Origin of the sequence: Halomonas sp. BDJS001 (genome assembly GCF_026104355.1) — a bacterium.
Lineage (GTDB): Bacteria > Pseudomonadota > Gammaproteobacteria > Pseudomonadales > Halomonadaceae > Vreelandella.
This window is the reverse complement of record NZ_CP110535.1, coordinates 3,993,079-4,010,969: the sequence shown is the minus strand read 5'-3', so window position 1 is coordinate 4,010,969 and position 17,891 is coordinate 3,993,079. Positions and strand designations below refer to the sequence as shown.

The following is a 17,891-nucleotide window of genomic DNA, read 5'->3' as shown; positions in this document are numbered from 1 at the left end:
CCGGTAGCTCAAGCCCAATCTTGAAAACTTCCTTACTATCTGCAGCGTAGGCATCAAGTGTCTCTTCACCAATCCCTAGATATCCCCTATGGTTTGGTAGCTTGCTGATATGGATCTCATTTTTGCGCTCTAGAGGCAGCGCAAAAAACGCTTTGCCTCTGCCCATGCTGCCGAGATCTTGTCACTGTTGACACCGTGGTTAGTAACATAGAAAAAGCCTATTTTTTCACAGGCAAGACCGATTTCATCAGCCACTGCTTGTCGTGACGAGGGCGTAGCATCGGGGCCGATAGCGGGGGCAAGATCAATGACGGGTACCGCTGTAAAGTGGCGACCTTTTTCTCGAGCCAAGCGATCAGGGTTTGGGGCATATGTGGAATTAGGCATTAAAAAATCCTCGGGAAGGTGGAACAAGCCAGCGGTGCGCCGGGTATCAAGCCATCGCCCTTGATCGGCGGTGCGAGATCGCTCGCTATTTCAATGTAATGCGCATCATCCCCCGCCCAGCATGTCGACAGTACTCGGCGGGGATGGGGGAGTGGGTTGCCAGGAGCGCGATGTAGTGTGCGTGCGTGAAACGCAAGGCAGTCCCCGGGTTGTAGAGACCAACTGACGATGTCCTCGTCACTACAGCAGAGGCCGATATCCGGCACTTCTGGGCGGCCATCGCGGCTACCATCAAAAGAGCTTTCATCGGCGAAAGGCACGGCAGCATAGAGAGTGTTCCAGCGATGAGAGCCGCGTACGAACTCAAGCGTATTGGCTGAACTGACAGCATCTAGAGGAGCCCAAATCGTCAATGCTTGGTCACCACCTATGCACCAATAAGATTGATCTTGGTGCCAAGGTGTCGGCTTGCTGGAGCCAGCATCCTTAACGAGCAAGAAGTCATGATAAAAGGTCACACCCTGAGAGTTCATTAGATGACCGGCTAAACTTGCCAGCGGGCCGTCAAACGCAAACTCATAAAAGCTAGGCCAGCGTTGCCAGAGCATGACATCACCAAAGAAAAAACCGGGCGCATTTGGCGTGCCAAATCGGAAGTGGTGAGGGCCGCCCTGTTCGATAGCGTCGCTGGTGCCTTCTTTGAGCCGAGTAAGCCAGCTTTCATTCAGAACATTACGTAGGCAAATAACCCCATCCTGTAAATACTGGTCAAACGCACGAGGATCATCGGGAGTAAAGCCCTGTTCTGTGCTGTTGGCTTGCATGACAACCTCTCTCAAATTCGATGTGCCAATAACTTTTAGGTTGGCAAAAGATGGTTGATAATAAAATTCATATTTTTTGTCTTTTTATGTGAGAAAAATTGTTATGAGACGAGCGTTACCTCCCTTGAATGCGTTACGTGCCTTCGAAGCGGTGGCGCGCTTGCAGAGTGTTAAGCTTGCTTCCGAAGAACTGCACGTCACTCACGGGGCGGTAAGCCATCAGTTGAAAACACTCGAAGAGTCTCTGGGGATGGTGCTGTTTCACCGCGATCGCCGCCAATTGCGACTCAATCAGGCGGGGCTGGTTTACTCTCGTCAGGTGCGGGAGGCATTACGCCTTCTAGCGGAAAGCACCATGAAACTTGGACTGCCCAGTGTTGAAGGGAGACTACAGATCATCTGTGCTCCTACTCTGGCCACTAAATGGCTGGCCCATCAGTTGAAAGCCTTTCGCAGTGCCTTTCCAGATATCGATCTGACTGTTATGCCGCAGAACCTTGATGATGAAGGGATAGCTACTAGCGACTATGACGTGGCGGTGATTTATGGACATGGTGAATGGGAGCGCAAGCACGTTAAACTGTTGGCCAACTTCAATATGACACCGGTCTGTCATCCGCACTTTTTTTCTACCTACGACCAACCCCATCAGGTCAGCGAGCTTCGCGGAAGCTGGCTGCTGCATGAAGATGATGGCGGTAACTGGAAACGCTGGTTAGCTAGGGTAGGTGCTGATTCTCATGATTTGAGAAGAAGTACTCACTTGGGAGGAGCCCATCTGACACTCGAGGCGGCTGCGTCAGGCTTCGGTGTCGCGCTGGGAGATCGGATAGTCTGCGCGCAGGATTTTGCCCGTGGTCATCTGGTGCGCTTATTCGATGCCGAGGTGCCAGCGCCAAACGCCTATTATTTGGTCTGCTCGCCACACCGGCTGAACGAGCCACGTATTCTTCTATTTTGTGACTGGATACAGGCGCGTATCGAACGTACCTTGGCCGTCAAACAAGCTCCATAAATATAAGTTGATGAACTTGAATCACAGGTTTTACGTCAATTTGATAGGCTGGATTATCGCGGGGAGGCACTCAGACCATAGCGCTGAAGCCTGCGCACCACGCTGGATTGGCTGATGCCCAGCCGCTCGGCAATGGCATAGGTGCTTGGAAGCGTGTTGCACAGCTCTTCAAGCGTTTCACGCTCCAGCCGCGCTAGGTACTGCTTGAGGGTTTCCTGGGGTTCGAGTGCTACTGCCGACCTTGTTGGCGAGGCGCTCAGCAAGTTGGCCGGGTGCTGTTCGGCGTGAGGGAGTGCGGCGGGCTCCTCGATTTGATCGGTGGGGCTGGAAAGCCAGGCTCTCTCTAGCCAGTTCTCCAGCTCGCGGACATTCCCTGGCCATTCGCCACCCATCAGCGTCGACCAAACGCGGGTATCAAGGATTTTTTGCCGGCCATAGCGCTGGTTGAGCCGATTTAAGCACGCTTCAACCAGGTCGGGGATATCCTCCCGGCGGTCACGCAGCGGCGGCAGGGTGACCGGGATCACATTGAGGCGGTAGTAAAGATCCAGACGGAAAAGTCCGGCCTCTACTCGCTTGCCCAAATCCTGGTTGGTCGCCACGACCAAGCGAAAATTGACCTTGCGTGATCGGGTGTCACCCAGCCGGGTCAAACTACCGTCCTGAATCACCTTGAGCAGTTTGGTTTGCATCAACAGCGGCAGCTCGCCGATTTCATCCAAAAACAGCGTACCGCCCTCGGCCTGCTCTAACAGCCCGGCTTTGCCCTGGCGAGCGGCACCGCTGAAAGCGCCGGGCTGGTAGCCAAACATCTCGGACTCAAACAGATTCTCGGGAATTGCCGCGCAGTTAACGTCGATAAACGGCCCGTCACAACGCTGGCTCCAGCGGTGCAGCTGTTTGGCAAAGGCCGTTTTACCCACACCTGACTCACCCAGCATCAGCACATTGGCATCTGAAGGGGCGACCCGCTTAAGCAGCAGCGCAATTTCACGCATCACGCTGCTGCGTACCTGCAAATTATCCAGGGCGTCATCCAACGCCTGCTCTTCTGCGTCTGGCGCTGCCTGACTGCGCTTTAAGTGTTCGCTAAAGCGTTTTTGCAGCAGCGCATACTCGTCCTGCAATAACTGCAAGTCGGTTAAATCCCGCGAGCGGCTGATAATGCGTTCCAGCTTGCCGTCGACGAATACAGGGTAGGCTTCGGCAATCACCCGGCGGCCTGTGCCGGTGACCTGCATAAGCTGCGCAGGCCGGCGGGTGCGCATCACTTCCATGGTGATGGAGGGCTTGAGAACCCCGGCCGCTTGTAGTTGCTGCACACTGCTGGAAAGCAGCTCTTCCCGTGAAACGCCGTAAACCGCTTCGGCTCCCGGGCTAATATCGACTATTTGTCCATCACCACTGACGATAAAGAAGTGGTCGTTTGCGGTCTCCACAATGGTTTGCAGCACGCGTTTATCTATTTCACTCATCGCAGCTGACTCCTCCGAGTGATTCATTTATGAATCTTTGATTCAAAAATGAATTGAAAAGGCATTTTTTTGATTCATTTTTGCATCGTTTGGCCACTAATCCCACCACTTTATAGGCATCTACGACTTGGCATGGTCTGTGCAATGTCTTTAGAAGAGTAGTGAAAAGAGCTAGGCCAATACCTACACCGTGCTCACCGCCAAAAATATAAGGAGATGTGTATGTCGGAGTTTAATCAGCCCCTGAGCGGAAACACCATGCCGCGCTTTGCAGGCCCTGCCACCATGATGCGCCTGCCTACCCAAGAGACAGCCGAGGGATTAGACGCTGCGTTCATTGGCATTCCCATGGATATCGGCACTTCAAACCGGCCCGGCACGCGGCTTGGGCCGCGCCAGATCCGCGACGAGTCGCGCATGTTGCGCCCCTACAACATGGCGACTCGCGCAGCGCCCTTTGAAAGCCTGCAGGTGGCCGATATCGGCGATGTGCCCATCAACACTTTTCATCTGCCGAAAAGCGTCGACATCATCACCGCCTTTTACGATGACGTGCTTAAACATGACTGCATTCCGCTGACCCTGGGTGGTGAGCACACCCTGACGCTGCCTATCCTTCGCGCCATGGCCAAAAAGCACGGCCCGGTGGGGCTGATTCATATTGATGCCCATGCCGATGTCAATGAGCACATGTTCGGCGAGCCAATTGCCCACGGCACGCCGTTTCGTCGCGCCCAGGAGGAGGGCTTATTGGCCCATGGCAAGGTAGTGCAAATCGGACTGCGCGGTACCGGCTATGCCGCTGAAGATTTTGACTGGTGTCGCGCTCAGGGCTTTCGTGTCGTGCCCGCCGAAGAGTGCTGGTATCGCTCGCTAGCGCCCTTGATGGCCGAGGTGCGTGAGCAGATGGGTGATATCCCGGTTTACATCAGTTTTGACATTGATGGTCTGGATCCTTCTGTTGCCCCCGGCACCGGCACGGTGGAAATGGGCGGGCTGACCTCTAGCCAAGGCTTGGAGCTGGTTCGGGGTGCCGCTGGGCTGAATATTGTCGGCGGCGACCTGGTGGAAGTATCCCCACCTTATGACCCCAGCGGCAACACCGCGCTGATGGGCGCCACGCTGCTGTATGAAATGCTCTGCGTACTGCCGGGCGTTAAGCACAGCGAGTGACGCCGACCAAATAGCTAACAAAGAAATAGCGACTAAATAAAAAAGTACTGACCTAGCTACGCCGCCAGCCACCTCCAATAATCACTTCCAATGGGTGACCCCTATGTCGTATAGCAACGTTAAATCGGAACAGCCGACCTCGTCGGCGCCGATACCCCGCGCGCACTTACTGAAATTTATCATTCCCTCGCTAATTGGGGTGCTGCTGTTTCTCGTCCCTTTTCAAGTGGGCGATACCATCAATATCGGCATGGGGCTCATGGCCGATAGTCTGCAGGCTTTGCTGGGCTCGGCGCTGCCGGCCATTGCCGTCGTTGTGCTCTGCCTGTCGGTGGTAGCGACGATTTACGCCAAGCTAGCTAACCCTTCCTGGGCCAAAAAGGGCATGCTGCACGAAATGTTTCATGTTGGCCCGGTGTGGCTTGCGATGCGCGTTTTAGGCGCGCTGTTTGCTGTGATGACCTATTTTCAGTTCGGGCCTGAGTTCGTGACCGCTTCCTTTACCGGTGGCGTGATGCTCAATGACCTGGCGCCGGTACTGCTCACCTTCTTTTTCTTTGCCGCGCTGCTGCTGCCGTTTCTGGTCGAGTTTGGCTTTATGGAGTTCATCGGCAGCATGGTACGTAAACCGTTTCGGATAATTTTTAACTTGCCGGGACGCAGCGCCATTGATGCCACCGCTTCATGGATGGGGTCGGGCACCGTCGGTGTGCTGATCACCACGCAGCAGTACGAGCAGGGATTCTATAACCGCCGGGAAGCCTCGGTGATTGCCACCAACTTCTCCGTGGTGTCGATTGCGTTTGCGCTACTCGTTACCAGCTTCGTGGATATCAACCACCTGTTTGTGCAGTTCTACTTTACGGTAGTGGTTTCGGGATTAATCGCTGCAGTCATTGTGCCGCGCCTGCCGCCGCTGTCGCGCAAATCTAATGACTATTACGAACCGGTGGGCTGCCAGCTGAATGAGGAGCGCACTGAAAAAGTGGGGCTGTTCCGTTACAGCCTGATTCAGGCTACCAATCGCGCCGCCGGTGCTCCCGGCCCCCGTGAGCTGGCACGTTTGGCGCTCCTCAACGTGATGGATATTTTCCTTGGGTTACTTCCCTTGGTGTTTGCCATTGGCACGGTGGCGCTGATTCTGGCGGAATTTACTCCGCTGTTTACCTGGCTCTCTTACCCCATGGTGCCGGTGCTTGAGCTGCTGCGGATTCCTGAAGCAGAAGCGGCGGCGCCTGCCACGCTGGTGGGCTTTGCCGATATGTTCCTGCCTGCGGTGCTGGCGACCAATATCGAAAGCGAACTCACCCGCTTTGTGATTGCCTGCCTGTCGCTCACCCAGTTGATCTACATGTCGGAAATCGGCGCGCTGCTTCTCAAGTCGAAAATTCCCATCAAACTGTGGGAACTGGTCGCCATCTTTCTGCTGCGTACCGCCATTACGCTGCCGATCATTGCCTTTATGGCCCACACGTTTTTCTTCTAAGAGGCCTGCAATGAACGCTGATGCAACGAGTACTGATGCAACGAGGAATCAAGCGGCTATGACCTGTGCCGAACTGCTGATCCGGCTGCTGCGTGATACTTACGGCGTGCGTGCCCTGTTCGGTATTCCCGGCGTGCACACGGTAGAGCTTTATCGCGGGCTGGAAGGCAGCGATGTACAGCACATCACTCCGCGCCATGAGCAGGGCGCGGGATTTATGGCCGACGGCTATGCCCGCGCTAGCGGTCAGCCTGGCGTTTGCCTGATTATCACCGGCCCGGGGATGACCAATATCGCCACCGCCATGGGCCAAGCCCTGGCGGACTCGATTCCCATGTTGGTAATTTCCAGCGTCAACCGCCGCGATACGCTGGGCTTGGGTCAGGGGCGGCTGCACGAGCTGCCCAGCCAGCAGCAGATGATTAGCGGTGTGGCGCGCTTTAGCCACACGCTGCTGGACGCCAACACCTTGCCCGAGGTGTTGGCCCGCGCCTTTGCCGTCTTCAACGGTGCGCGCCCAGGCCCGGTGCACATCGAAATCCCCATCGACCTGTTTAATGCGCCGGTAAAAGCCTCGACTTCGTGGCGAGCGCCCACGCTTTATCGAGCAGCACCTGATGCCGAAGGGCTTGCTGAAGCCGCGCGCCTGTTGCAAGCGGCCCAGCAGCCTTTAGTGCTATTAGGTGGCGGCTGTGTTTCAGCGCCAGAGGCCGCACAGGCATTGGTAGAAAAACTTGATGCTCCCACGGTCACCACCATTAACGCCAAAGGGTTGCTAGGCCGCGACCACCCGCTGGATTTGGGGGCTAATGCGGCGCTACCCGCCGTTCGCGAGTTGGCGGCCAACGCCGATGTGATTTTGGCAGTAGGTACCGAGCTGGGCGAGACCGACTACGACGTCGTGTTTGATGGCGGTTTTCATCTTAATGGCACGTTGATCCGGATTGATCTTGACCCTGAACAGTTAGTGCGCAATCAGCGCGTAACGGTGGGGCTAGTCGGCGATGCTGGGCGTAGTCTTGAACTTCTTCTTGGCTACTTACCCGAGCCGCTATACCGCCACGGCAAGGCGCGAACAGCGGCCGTATTGAGCGCGCTGAGCCTTCACAACGACCCGGCCTTTAGCGACTTTGTGCCGCTGTATGCAACGCTTGCCGAGCACCTACCCGAGGCCATTTTGGTAGGCGATTCCACCGCGCCGGTGTATGCCGGTAACCACCTGGTCAGCCAGCCGGCCCCCAGGCGCTACTTCAATGCCTCTACCGGCTACGGCACCCTGGGCTATGGGCTACCGGCGGCACTGGGCGCACAGTTGGCACGTGGGGATCTGCCGGTGGTGGCACTGGTGGGAGATGGCGGGGTGATGTTTACGCTCTCGGAAATCGCCACCGCCGTAGAAGAACGCCTGCCCGTGGTGATTGTGCTCTGGCACAACGCCGGTTACGAAGAGATTCGTCGCTATATGGATGCCAACGGTGTGGCGCGCCTGGGCGTAGATATTCAGGCACCCAACTTCCTCACCCTGGCCGAAGGCTTTGGCTGCCCCGGCGTGCTGGTAGAAAGCCCCACCGAATTTTCCAAGGCGCTTGCTAATCGCGAAACCAACGGGCCTCTACTGATCGAAATTGACGCTGCTGCCTGGCAGAAAAACCTGATGCCACCAGGAGATAACAATGAAGAATAATCATGTGCTCGGCCAGGACACCCTATCTGCCGACGACGTTGAACACAGCCTTGGGCTGCCGGGAACCTTTGCGCTGTGGCTCGGCGCCAACGTGGTAGTGACCACTATTCTAACCGGCATGTTTTTAGTCCCTGACCTGACCTTTCAGCATGCGATGTTGCTGATATTGATCGGTTCAGCGGTAGGGATTATCCCGTTGGTATTGATCGGGGTGATGGGCCAGCAAACCGGCATGACCACCATGGTGCTGGCGCGGGGCACCTTCGGCAGAAAAGGCGCTAATTTCCCCGCATGGGTGAATCTATTGGCGCTGATTGCCTGGAGCTGGATCCAGGCACTGCTCGCTGGTATGAGTCTGGATTACGCCGTGGAAAGCCTGACCGGTTACTCCAATGTGGCGCTCTTTACGGTTATCTGTGAATCTCTGGTGGTGATGATTGCCCTGCGTGGTCATCTGGGGATCGAGAAAGTCGAGAAAATAGCGGCCTTGTTGATGCTGGGGCTCTCAGCGGTGGTGCTGTTCGCGCTCAATCGCCATTATGATCTGCCGAGTATCACCCAGTTGGAGCCTGAAGGCGTGTTGGGCGGCGGCGTGGTGTTCGATATCGTGGTCGCGACGGCTTTCTCCTGGATTCCATTGGCGGCGGACTACAACCGCCACTGCCGCTCGCTAAAAGCTGCCGTTGTGGGCACCTGGGGCGGCTACGTAGTGGCAACGCTGGTAGCGATGGGTCTGGGCGCCACGGTGTCAGCGCTGTCAATCAGCGTGGGTATGGAGCCCACTTACGACCCGACGACCCTGCTCAGCGGCTTCGGTTTCGGCCTGCCCGCCGCCCTGGTGATTTTCTTTTCGGTGCTGACCACCAACGTGATGTGCGTCTACAGCGCGACGCTTTCGTTCATGAGCGTGCGTCCCAAGGTACCGTTCTGGAAACCGGCGTTGATTATTGGCGTGGTATCGGTGGTGGGCGCGCTCATCCCCGGCATCCTCGATCAGTTCCAGACCTTTCTATTGATTATCGGCAGCGTCTTTATTCCGGCCTTTTCGCTGATGATCGTGGATTACTACCTGCTAGGTCGCCAGCAGCGCTATACCTCGGCACAGCTGATCCAGGCTGAACATCGCCTTCCCGCCTTAAACTGGCTGGCGCTGGGCAGCTACGCGATCGGGGCGTTGCTGGCTTACTACTGGAACTGGGTCGCGCCGCTTGATTTTGGCGCGTCGCTTCCGGTTTTCGTGATCACCGGCGCGCTCTATTTCGTGGTCAGCAAGGTCGCGGTCACCAGGCGGGTGCCCGCATGAGTCTTGAGCGCATCACTGCACAGCAGTGGTACCATACCGCCCCCAAGGCGGACGGTATCACCCTGATCGACGAGCCCTGGATCAAGCCGTTTTATCGCTGCAATATTTGGCATGTGCAGGGCAGTAAGCGGGGTATGGTCGTGGACTTTGGACTAGGCGCAGTGCCGCTACGTCAGCACGTGGCGCAGCTTGCCGAGCGGGATCTGCTGGCGGTGGCCAGCCATACGCACTTTGACCATATCGGCGCCGCCCACGAGTTTGGCTGTTGCCATGTGCATGCCGCTGAGGCGGACATCCTGGCCTCACCCGACAACACGCGCACCCTGGCTGACCAGTTTCTCAGCGATGACATGTTTGAGGCGCTCCCTGCCAAGCCTTATTCGCACAGCCGCTACCGCATCACGGCACCGCAGCAGGTGTGCCCGCTGGTGGATGGCGAAATACTGGACTTGGGGAACCGTCAGTGGGAGGTGATCCATACCCCGGGTCACTCCCCCGGCGGCATCGCCCTGTGGGAGGCCGCCACCCAGACGCTGATCTCGGGCGATCTGATTTACGATGGCCCGCTCATTGAAGACCTCTGGCACAGCGATCTTACCGACTACGCTGCCAGCATGCGGCGGCTGCGCAAGCTGCCTGTTCGCACCGTGCACGGCGGCCATTTCCCCAGCTTTAGCGGCCAGCATCTCATAACGCTCATCGATGATTGGCTTCGCCAACACGACCTCTAAAGGAGCCACGATTATGCCCATGATCTCCCAAACCGATTACCCTTCGGTTGTTGACCACCAATTCATCAACAACCAATGGGTGCCCTCGGCGGGCACCCGCCTGCTCGACGTAATGAATCCTTTCCGCGAAGAGCGGATTGCCCAGGTTACGGCAGGTGACGCCGCCGATGTCGACGCCGCCGTCAACGCCGCAAGGCAGGCACAGCCTTCCTGGCAGGCGCTGGGCGGAGCCGCGCGGGCAAAATACCTTGAGGGGGTCGCCGATACACTGGCAGCCCGCCGAGACTCGATAATCACGCTTTCGGCGACCAATAACGGTAAGCCACTGGCAGAGGCGGAGATTGACCTGGACGATGCCATTGCCTGCTATCGCTACTACGCCGGGCAGGCCAAGGCGCTGGATGCCCGCCAGGGCGAGCTGGTCAGCGTGGAAATGGAAGGCGTTGAGGCGCGTACTTATCATGACCCGGTTGGGGTAGTGGGGCTGATTGCGCCCTGGAATTTCCCGCTGGTGACCAGCGCCTGGAAGCTGGCACCCGCTTTGGCGGCCGGCTGTACCGCGGTGCTCAAACCGTCCGAAGTCACTCCGCTCCCCGAGCTGGTGCTGGCAGAAATAGCCCTGGAGATTGGCCTACCTGCTGGGGTGCTCAACCTTTTAAACGGCGACGGTGAGGGCATCGGTGCACCGCTGACCAACCATCCAGATGTGGATAAAATTTCCTTTACCGGCAGTAACCGCGTCGGTGAAGCGGTGATGCAAGCGGCAAGCGCCCGTACCGCCAGCGTCTCTCTGGAACTGGGCGGGAAGTCGCCGATCCTGGTGATGGAAGACGCCGACCCTGAACAGGCCGCCGACTGGGTAATGGCGGGTATCTATTTCAACGCCGGCCAGATCTGCTCTGCGACCTCGCGTTTACTGGTGCACGAAGACGTGGCAGAAGCACTCTACGCCGCGCTTGCCGAGCGTATGGATGCGCTGACGCTGGGCGATCCGCTTGCTCAAGGCACCGACTTAGGGCCATTGACCAGCGCCAAGCAGCGCGACGCCGTACAGCGCTATCTGGATCTGGCCGAGCAGGAAGGGCTCACAGCCGTGCGCGATGGCAAACACTGCACGCTGCCCAAAAAAGGCTACTTCCTGGCGCCCACGCTTTACCGCGATGTGCCGGTGGAAAGCCGCCTGTGGCAGGAAGAGATTTTTGGCCCGGTGCTCTGCGGACACAGCGTGGGCAGCGAAGCTGAGGCGGTTCAGCTTGCCAACGACAGCGTCTTTGGTCTGGCAGCCACGGTGATTAGCGGCGACCCTGAGCGGGCAAAACGCATTGGCCGCCAGCTCAAGGCGGGCAGCATCTGGTACAACAGCGAACAACTGGTGCTGCCTGAAACCGCCTGGGGCGGCTTCAAGCGCAGCGGTATTGGGCGTGAACTAGGCCCTTGGGGGTTAAGTGCCTACCTTGAAGTGAAGCATGTGATTGGGCCAGCCTAACGTCTAGGTCTGAGCTGTAGGCATCGCATAACGCCGGGTCGATTTCCCGGCTTTTACCACCTGCCCCGGCACATCATGACCGATAAGGTCGGGAAGGGGGGCGGCGACTTCAAGCAGTGCATCCAGATTGACACCGGTATCTACGCCCATGGCTTCAAACATATGCACCAGGTCTTCGGTGCATACATTACCGCTAGCGCCGGGGGCGAAGGGGCAGCCACCCAGCCCACCTAGTGAGGCATCAAAGCGGCTAATACCTGCTTGCCACGCCGCCAGGGCGTTGGCCAGACCCATGCCGCGAGTGTTGTGGAAGTGCAGGGTAAACGGTGTTTCAGGCCAGCGCTCAAGCACGGCTTCACATAGGTGTTTGACCTGGGCAGGATTGGCCATGCCGGTGGTATCGCAGAGTGTGATGACCTGAATGCCAAGGCCAATAAGCTTTTCAACAAGCTCTACTACCTGCGTTTCGGGTATCTCGCCTTCGAAGGGGCAGCCAAAGGCGGTGGAGAGCGAGGCGTTGATAAACACGTCGCTGCCTTTGCTGACCTCCAAAATCGCCGCAAACTGCTCTAGGGATTGTTCCGGCGTCATGCGCAGGTTGGCCAGCCCATGGCTATTGCTGGCTGACATCACCAGATTGATTTCATCCACCTGGCAGGCCAGCGCCCGCTCGGTGCCTTTTACGTTGGGTACCAGCACCGTGATATCCACGCCTTCCCGACGTTGAATGCCGGTGACAACATCTGCGGCATCACGCAGGTTGGGAATCGCTTTAGGCGACGTAAACGACGTTGCTTCGATGCGCCGCAGGCCAGTGGTGGAGAGCGCATCGATCCAGCGGATTTTGTCTTCGGTGGGCACAAAGCGTGCCTCAATCTGCAGGCCGTCCCGGGGGGCGACTTCGTTGATTTCGATCTTTGCAGGGCAGGGCGATGGTTGGCCCATAGGCTTATGCATAGTGCTGTCCTTAAGTACTCTTCTTAGATTATGCCCGCTTGGCGCAGTTTGTCGCGGGTTTCATGATCAATGCCCAGCTCGTCCAATACGTCGTCGGTATGCTGGCCAAGAGTCGGGCCACCGTCGCCGATTCGTCCAGGGGTAGCGCTCAGCTTGGGCAGTACGCCGGGCACTTTTAACGGTTTACCGTTAGGGCGGGTAAAGGTTTGAATCATTTCCCGCGCTAGGTAGTGGGGATCAAAGGCGATATCTTCTGCCGTGTAGGGGTAGCCTGCGGGCACACGGGCCTCGTCTAGGGCTTGAAGAATGGCATCCCGAGGGCGATCTTCCGTCCAGGCCTGAATCGCCGCATCAATCATCTCCGCTTGCTGGCTGCGCCCATCGTTGTGGGCCAGCGCCGGGTCATTGGCCAGATCATCACGACCAATCACGCCCATTAAGCGCTTGAAGATGCTGTCGCCGTTACCGGCAATCAGCACGTAATCGCCGCCCTGGCAGCGGTAGGCGTTTGAGGGGGTAATGCCGGGCAGGGCGCTGCCGCTGGGTTCGCGCACTTGGCCGCTGGCATCGAACTCCGGTAGCAGGCTCTCCATCATGGCAAAAACCGACTCATATAGCGCGACGTCGATCTCTTGGCCCAGACCGCTGCGGTTGCGCTCCTGAAGAGCGAGTAGTGTACCGATGACGGCGTAAAGTGCGGAAAGCGAGTCGCCGATGCTTACGCCCACGCGTACCGAAGGCTCTCCCGGCTGGCCGGTGAGGTAACGAAGCCCGCCCATGGCTTCGCCAATCACCCCAAAACCGGGTTTGTCGCGGTAAGGCCCCGTTTGCCCGTAGCCTGAAATATGCACCATGATCAGCCGGGAATTGAGTTGAGAGAGCGCTTCCCAGCCTAGCCCCCAGTTGTCTAATGTGCCGGGGCGGAAGTTCTCCACCACCACGTCGGCTTCGGCGGCGAGCTTGCGCACTAGGTCTTGGCCCTCTTCACTGCGCAAATCCAGCGCCACAGAGCGCTTGTTGCGGGTTTGCACATGCCACCACAGCGAGGTGCCTTCTTCCAGCATTCGCCATTTGCGAAGTGGGTCGCCGGTGCCCGGCGGCTCAATTTTAATTACATCGGCGCCGAATTCGCCCAGCAGCTTGGTGGCGAATGGCCCTGCAATCAGTTGGCCAAGCTCTAGAACTTTTAAGCCCTGTAGCGGAAGCTGGCGTGCTTCGGAAGCATTCATTCAGGCTCTCTCTTATCATTGGTGTATCACTACTTGTCAGCATGCGTGAGCTAACCTGGGGCGACAATTAGGCAATCGGTAACAAAGGGTTCGTGGCTGGCGAAGGTGTGGGCTACCATAGTGAGCTTGCTTTAAAGGAGTCCGTTACATGCGCCGCTTCGATTTCGTCACCCTTAAACTGTTTATCTCCGTAGCGGATGAGGGGCGTCTGACGGCGGCTGCCGAGCGCGAACACTTGGCGCTTGCCGCGGTGAGCAAACGTATTAGCGACCTGGAAGCGCTGGTGGGTACAACGCTGCTCTATCGTCGTCCGCGAGGCGTGGAGTTGACCCCCGCCGGCCAAGCATTTCTGCATCACGCTCGGCGTATTATGGATAACATTGAACGTCTTAACGCAGAGCTTAGCGAATATGGTGAGGGGGTGCGCGGCCATGTGCGCATTCACTCCAATACCTCGGCAATTATTGCCTTTCTACCCCAGGATCTTAGTGCCTTTTCCCGCCTCTATCCGGAAATTAAAATTGATCTACAGGAGCGGGTTAGCAGTGAAATCATTGCCGCGGTTCGCGATGGGCTAACCGACATTGGTATTTTCGCCGGGCATGTGGCGGCGCCCGACCTGCAGCAGCTCTCCTATCGGCATGATCGGTTAGTCCTCATGACGCCCATTGACCATCCCTTGGCTGAGCGCGAAAGCATCGCCTTTAACGAAGCGCTGGTGTTTGATTTTATTGGCTTACAGCAGGACGCTTCGCTGCAATCGCTATTGAATGAACAGGCCAACCTAGCCGGCAAAGCGCTGCATATGCGCATTCAGGTACGCAGCTTCGACGCGATTTGCCGCATGATTCACCATGGCATGGGCGTGGGGGTACTTCCCGAGCAGACCATCTATCGTGATCTGGGCGATTTGCAGCTCAAAAGCATTCCGCTCAGCGACCCATGGGCCCAGCGGGAGTTGGTCATTGGCATGCGCCGTTACGCCACGCTTCCGGTCACAGCTCGGCATTTAGTCGACCACCTCACCCAACATCGCCGGAGTGGGAGCATACTCTAAAGTCAAGCCATCGTATTTGACGAAGCCAGCCTTCTCGAACGTCGATTTGAGACACTGGGCAGCTTGTTTCAAGATCAAACCAGCATCATACCCAATAACGACAACCGTAGAGAGTCCTCCCATGCGGAAACAACTACTAGCCACGCTGGCTACCTTAGGCATGCTAACGACGGCCCCGTTCGTCTTGGCTAATCCGATCGAAATTCAAGTCAACAACACTATGAGCGAAGGCGGTTCGGAAAGTGCCGCCGTGGAACGCTTTGCTGAATATTTAGAGGAGCAGGCACCAGGCCGCTTTGAAGTGCGTCCTTTTTTAGCCGGTTCTCTGGGCGGTGAGAACGCTGTGCTTGAACTGCTGAACCTGGGCCAAACCCAGCTCTCCATTACCGGTGGCAACTGGCGCCAGCAGTATGCGCCTGAATACGATGCCATTACGGTTCCTTTTGTGTTCACCACGTGGGATGAAGTAGACGCCTATATGGAGAGTCCGTCCGGCCAGGCGTTGGTTGAGAAAGCAGAAAGCCAGGGCGGCCTGAAGTATTTTGGTTTGCAGCACCGCGGGCCCCGCCATATGACGGCGAATAAAGAGATCCACACGCCGGAGGATCTGGAAGGTTTCCGCCTGCGCCTGCCTTCGCTGCCGGTATGGCTGGAAGTGTGGGAAGAGATCGGTGCTCAGGTAGTGAATGTGCCTGCGCCAGAGATTTATCTCGCCATGCAGACCGGCCAGGTAGATGGCCACGAGAACTCGCTCTCCTCCCCCTACACTCGCCGCCTCTGGGAAGTACAGGACTACCTGATCATGACCAGCCACGTACAGTTTCCGTGGAGCTGGGTGGCCAGCTCGCGCTGGTGGGATGGCCTAGAAGCCGATGACCAGGCATTGATTGAAGAGGCAATCGATGTCGCTCGTCAATACGGTTCAGAGCAAGAGCGTGAACTTGACGAGTTCTATCTAGAAGCGCTGCAGGATGAAGGGATGACCGTCATTGAACCGGATGTGACGCCTTTCCGCGAAGCGGCGTTACCGGCCATCGATCGGGTCATGGAGGATATGGCCGACGGTGTACGTGAAGACGCGTTGGGTAACGACAGCGAGTAACACGCGCTGGACAGAAATCACGGCGGCCCATTGGGCCGTCGTTGTTTTACAAGTCAAATACGTTCTCATAGACGACCAACAAGACGTTAGCTAAGGAGTTTTCCTGTGGAAGACGCGGTAGCGCCCGATAAGGGTCTGGATCGAATTGCTTTCTATACGCTGCGCGGCGTTACTCGTCTTTGTGACGGGGTGGGCGTGGCGCTTATGGCGGCTATTCTGCTGTTGATCGTGGCGGCCGTGATTGCCCGTGACCTGCTGGGACTAGGTATGCCCTGGACCGAAGAAGTGGCGTCAATGCTGGCGATTTACGCGATTGGTTTTGGCTCATTATCGGCGTGGGTGCGTAGCGAGCACCTGGTGGTAGATCTGTTTAGCCACAAGCTCTCAGGGCTGGGTAAAAATATCCAATATCGGCTCACTGCGCTGATTTCCTGCGGTTTTCTTCTGCTCGCTGCCTGGGGCTCGTGGATCATGTCGGATATGAGTGCCAACAATAAAACCGTCTCGTTAAGTATCAGCTTTAGCTACCTCTACTACGGTGTTTTCTTCAGCTTTGCGGGCATGGCGCTGATGGCACTGTGGCAATGCTTGCGTGGCCCAGTAGCGTGGTTGGACGCTTCCCATCAAGAGGGGCGTACCGAGGAGATAGCTCAGCCATGACCGAACTTCTGATTTTTGTCGGCGGCCTGTTAGTGCTAATGGCGATTGGCTTGCCGGTGGTTGTCGCTATTGGCGTCACCTCGTTTATCGCCTTGGTATTTACAGGGACGGGCGGTTTGCCTGTTGAGCTTTTGCCGCTACGCATGGTGCAAACGCTCAATAACTTTACTCTACTGGCGATACCGCTTTTTATTTTGGCCGCCAATATTATGAATATTGGCTCGACGACCACGCGGATTTTCGACTTTGCCACCGCCTTGGTGGGTTTTACCAAGGGCGGCCTTGGCCACGCTAATGTGGTAGCCAGCTCCATCTTTGCCACTATGTCAGGCACTGCCGTTGCCGATGCTGCCGGGCTGGGTAGCATTGAAATCAAGGCCATGAAAGAGCGTGGCTATGCACTGGATTACTCTACCGGCATTACCGCCGCTTCCAGCGTTATCGGGCCGATTTTGCCACCCAGCATCGCCCTCGTCGTCTATGGCTGGCTGGCCAATGTAAGTATTGGCGGGCTTTTTATGGCGGGGCTGCTGCCGGGTATGTTAATGGCGCTGCTACTGATGGGGATGACCGTGCTACTGGCTGCCAGTGGCAAGGTAGTGATGCCTAAACCCACGCCCTTTGATGCTTGCGAAGTCGCCCGTACCGGTAAGCGGGCTATTTTACCGCTGTTGATGCCAGCGATTATCGTCGGCGGTATTTGGAGTGGTTTCTTCACACCCACCGAGGCGGGTGCCATTGCCTCGCTTTATGCGGTCATTCTAGGCGGACTGATCTACCGCGACTTGAACTGGCGGGATCTCTATAACGCCTTCCGCCGTACCCTGATGTTCAGTGCCGTGATCCTGCTGATTATCGCGGTCTCTAGCTTTTATGGCTGGATTCTGGTGCGGATGGGAATCCCCCAGGCGTTGGCGGGTCAGGTCGCCAGCATCGATATGCCCATGTTTGCACTACTACTCTGCTTTGCGCTTTTCTTTCTGCTGATTGGCTGCTTTATGTCGGTAATTGAAAGCATCCTGATTTTTACCCCGATTGTGGTACCAGCGGCACTCAGTGCAGGGTTAGACCCCGTTCACTTTGGTATCGTGATGGTGATTACACTCTCGGTGGGGGTGATTACGCCGCCCTTCGGCACCGTGTTGTTTTTAATGGTGGGCATTACCCGGCTGCGCTACGGTCAGGTCGTTACGGCGATCATGCCGTTCTTACTGCCGATTATCGCCACTATTTTGCTGCTGATCGCCGTACCGGGGCTGGCCACCTGGCTGCCAGATGCTATGGGGTATTGATCAAGGCGTTCCTGGTAGAAAAGCCCCGCG

At 57.0% G+C, this 17,891-nt stretch carries 15 protein-coding genes and 1 pseudogene; 11 read left to right on the top strand and 5 right to left on the bottom strand.

Features of this window, described 5'->3' with window-relative positions; genetic code table 11:
- Nucleotide 1 precedes the first annotated feature (1 nt).
- Both OM794_RS18630 and OM794_RS18625 read right to left on the bottom strand, forming a co-directional pair.
- A pseudogene (locus OM794_RS18630) lies at nt 2-387 on the bottom strand (2-oxoglutarate and iron-dependent oxygenase domain-containing protein); the annotation flags it as partial.
- Nucleotides 387-1,211, bottom strand: coding sequence for a phytanoyl-CoA dioxygenase family protein (locus tag OM794_RS18625; protein ID WP_226246951.1), 825 nt, complete (start codon nt 1,209-1,211; stop codon nt 387-389). The gene OM794_RS18625 and the pseudogene OM794_RS18630, both read right to left, overlap by 1 nt.
- A gap of 103 nt (nt 1,212-1,314) precedes the next feature.
- On the opposite strand from OM794_RS18625, the gene OM794_RS18620 reads away from it, so the two are divergent.
- A complete protein-coding gene (locus OM794_RS18620; RefSeq protein WP_226246952.1) occupies nt 1,315-2,226 on the top strand; it encodes a LysR substrate-binding domain-containing protein in 912 nt (303 codons plus the stop codon).
- Nucleotides 2,227-2,279: 53 nt separating this feature from the next.
- On the opposite strand, the gene OM794_RS18615 is transcribed toward OM794_RS18620, so the two are convergent.
- Complete coding sequence (locus OM794_RS18615) at nt 2,280-3,701, bottom strand: sigma-54 interaction domain-containing protein (RefSeq protein ID WP_226246953.1); 1,422 nt, start codon at nt 3,699-3,701, stop codon at nt 2,280-2,282.
- A gap of 222 nt (nt 3,702-3,923) precedes the next feature.
- On the opposite strand from OM794_RS18615, the gene speB reads away from it, so the two are divergent.
- The 6 genes from speB (at nt 3,924) to OM794_RS18585 (ending at nt 11,564) form a co-directional block, all read left to right on the top strand.
- On the top strand, nt 3,924-4,874 hold the full coding sequence (speB, locus tag OM794_RS18610; protein WP_226246954.1) for an agmatinase: 951 nt from the start codon (nt 3,924-3,926) through the stop codon (nt 4,872-4,874).
- A 103-nt stretch (nt 4,875-4,977) separates the two neighbouring features.
- Nucleotides 4,978-6,360, top strand: a complete 1,383-nt coding sequence (locus tag OM794_RS18605; RefSeq protein ID WP_226246955.1) for a YjiH family protein — start codon at nt 4,978-4,980, stop codon at nt 6,358-6,360.
- Nucleotides 6,361-6,370: 10 nt separating this feature from the next.
- Nucleotides 6,371-8,044, top strand: a complete 1,674-nt coding sequence (locus tag OM794_RS18600; RefSeq protein ID WP_226246956.1) for a 5-guanidino-2-oxopentanoate decarboxylase — start codon at nt 6,371-6,373, stop codon at nt 8,042-8,044.
- Complete coding sequence (locus OM794_RS18595) at nt 8,034-9,347, top strand: purine-cytosine permease family protein (RefSeq protein ID WP_226246957.1); 1,314 nt, start codon at nt 8,034-8,036, stop codon at nt 9,345-9,347. Before OM794_RS18600 ends, OM794_RS18595 begins: the two co-directional genes overlap by 11 nt.
- Nucleotides 9,344-10,078: an MBL fold metallo-hydrolase gene (locus tag OM794_RS18590; protein WP_226246958.1), complete on the top strand. Its 735-nt coding sequence runs from the start codon at nt 9,344-9,346 to the stop codon at nt 10,076-10,078. The genes OM794_RS18595 and OM794_RS18590 overlap by 4 nt, the downstream gene beginning before the upstream one ends.
- A gap of 13 nt (nt 10,079-10,091) precedes the next feature.
- Nucleotides 10,092-11,564: an aldehyde dehydrogenase family protein gene (locus tag OM794_RS18585; protein WP_226246959.1), complete on the top strand. Its 1,473-nt coding sequence runs from the start codon at nt 10,092-10,094 to the stop codon at nt 11,562-11,564.
- Between the two features lie 3 nt (nt 11,565-11,567).
- Here the strand turns inward: OM794_RS18585 and OM794_RS18580 are convergent, their stop codons facing one another.
- Both OM794_RS18580 and OM794_RS18575 read right to left on the bottom strand, forming a co-directional pair.
- Nucleotides 11,568-12,509 carry a hydroxymethylglutaryl-CoA lyase gene (locus OM794_RS18580; RefSeq protein ID WP_226247035.1) on the bottom strand — a complete coding sequence of 314 codons (942 nt, stop codon included), beginning with the start codon at nt 12,507-12,509 and terminating at the stop codon, nt 11,568-11,570.
- Nucleotides 12,510-12,544: 35 nt separating this feature from the next.
- A complete protein-coding gene (locus OM794_RS18575) occupies nt 12,545-13,750 on the bottom strand; it encodes a CaiB/BaiF CoA transferase family protein (protein ID WP_226246960.1) in 1,206 nt (401 codons plus the stop codon).
- 148 nt (nt 13,751-13,898) lie between these two features.
- Between OM794_RS18575 and OM794_RS18570 the strand changes: the two genes are divergently transcribed.
- From OM794_RS18570 to OM794_RS18555, 4 genes are all read left to right on the top strand, one after another.
- Nucleotides 13,899-14,807: a LysR family transcriptional regulator gene (locus OM794_RS18570; protein WP_226246961.1), complete on the top strand. Its 909-nt coding sequence runs from the start codon at nt 13,899-13,901 to the stop codon at nt 14,805-14,807.
- A 121-nt stretch (nt 14,808-14,928) separates the two neighbouring features.
- Nucleotides 14,929-15,909 carry a TRAP transporter substrate-binding protein gene (locus tag OM794_RS18565; protein ID WP_226246962.1) on the top strand — a complete coding sequence of 327 codons (981 nt, stop codon included), beginning with the start codon at nt 14,929-14,931 and terminating at the stop codon, nt 15,907-15,909.
- A gap of 105 nt (nt 15,910-16,014) precedes the next feature.
- The gene (locus tag OM794_RS18560; RefSeq protein WP_226246963.1) at nt 16,015-16,569 is read left to right on the top strand and encodes a TRAP transporter small permease; all 555 of its coding nucleotides are present in this window, start codon (nt 16,015-16,017) and stop codon (nt 16,567-16,569) included.
- On the top strand, nt 16,566-17,861 hold the full coding sequence (locus OM794_RS18555) for a TRAP transporter large permease (RefSeq protein ID WP_265153954.1): 1,296 nt from the start codon (nt 16,566-16,568) through the stop codon (nt 17,859-17,861). Before OM794_RS18560 ends, OM794_RS18555 begins: the two co-directional genes overlap by 4 nt.
- The last annotated feature ends 30 nt before the right edge of the window (nt 17,862-17,891 follow it).

Coding starts and splice junctions, on each gene's coding strand:
- OM794_RS18605 (WP_226246955.1), top strand. CDS start 4,978: ATGTCGTATAGCAACGTTAAATCGGAACAGCCGACCTCGTCGGCGCCG.
- OM794_RS18555 (WP_265153954.1), top strand. CDS start 16,566: ATGACCGAACTTCTGATTTTTGTCGGCGGCCTGTTAGTGCTAATGGCG.
- OM794_RS18600 (WP_226246956.1), top strand. CDS start 6,371: ATGAACGCTGATGCAACGAGTACTGATGCAACGAGGAATCAAGCGGCT.
- OM794_RS18580 (WP_226247035.1), bottom strand. CDS start 12,509: ATGGGCCAACCATCGCCCTGCCCTGCAAAGATCGAAATCAACGAAGTC.
- OM794_RS18625 (WP_226246951.1), bottom strand. CDS start 1,211: ATGCAAGCCAACAGCACAGAACAGGGCTTTACTCCCGATGATCCTCGT.
- OM794_RS18620 (WP_226246952.1), top strand. CDS start 1,315: ATGAGACGAGCGTTACCTCCCTTGAATGCGTTACGTGCCTTCGAAGCG.
- OM794_RS18590 (WP_226246958.1), top strand. CDS start 9,344: ATGAGTCTTGAGCGCATCACTGCACAGCAGTGGTACCATACCGCCCCC.
- OM794_RS18595 (WP_226246957.1), top strand. CDS start 8,034: ATGAAGAATAATCATGTGCTCGGCCAGGACACCCTATCTGCCGACGAC.
- OM794_RS18615 (WP_226246953.1), bottom strand. CDS start 3,701: ATGAGTGAAATAGATAAACGCGTGCTGCAAACCATTGTGGAGACCGCA.
- speB (WP_226246954.1), top strand. CDS start 3,924: ATGTCGGAGTTTAATCAGCCCCTGAGCGGAAACACCATGCCGCGCTTT.
- OM794_RS18570 (WP_226246961.1), top strand. CDS start 13,899: ATGCGCCGCTTCGATTTCGTCACCCTTAAACTGTTTATCTCCGTAGCG.
- OM794_RS18575 (WP_226246960.1), bottom strand. CDS start 13,750: ATGAATGCTTCCGAAGCACGCCAGCTTCCGCTACAGGGCTTAAAAGTT.
- OM794_RS18565 (WP_226246962.1), top strand. CDS start 14,929: ATGCGGAAACAACTACTAGCCACGCTGGCTACCTTAGGCATGCTAACG.
- OM794_RS18585 (WP_226246959.1), top strand. CDS start 10,092: ATGCCCATGATCTCCCAAACCGATTACCCTTCGGTTGTTGACCACCAA.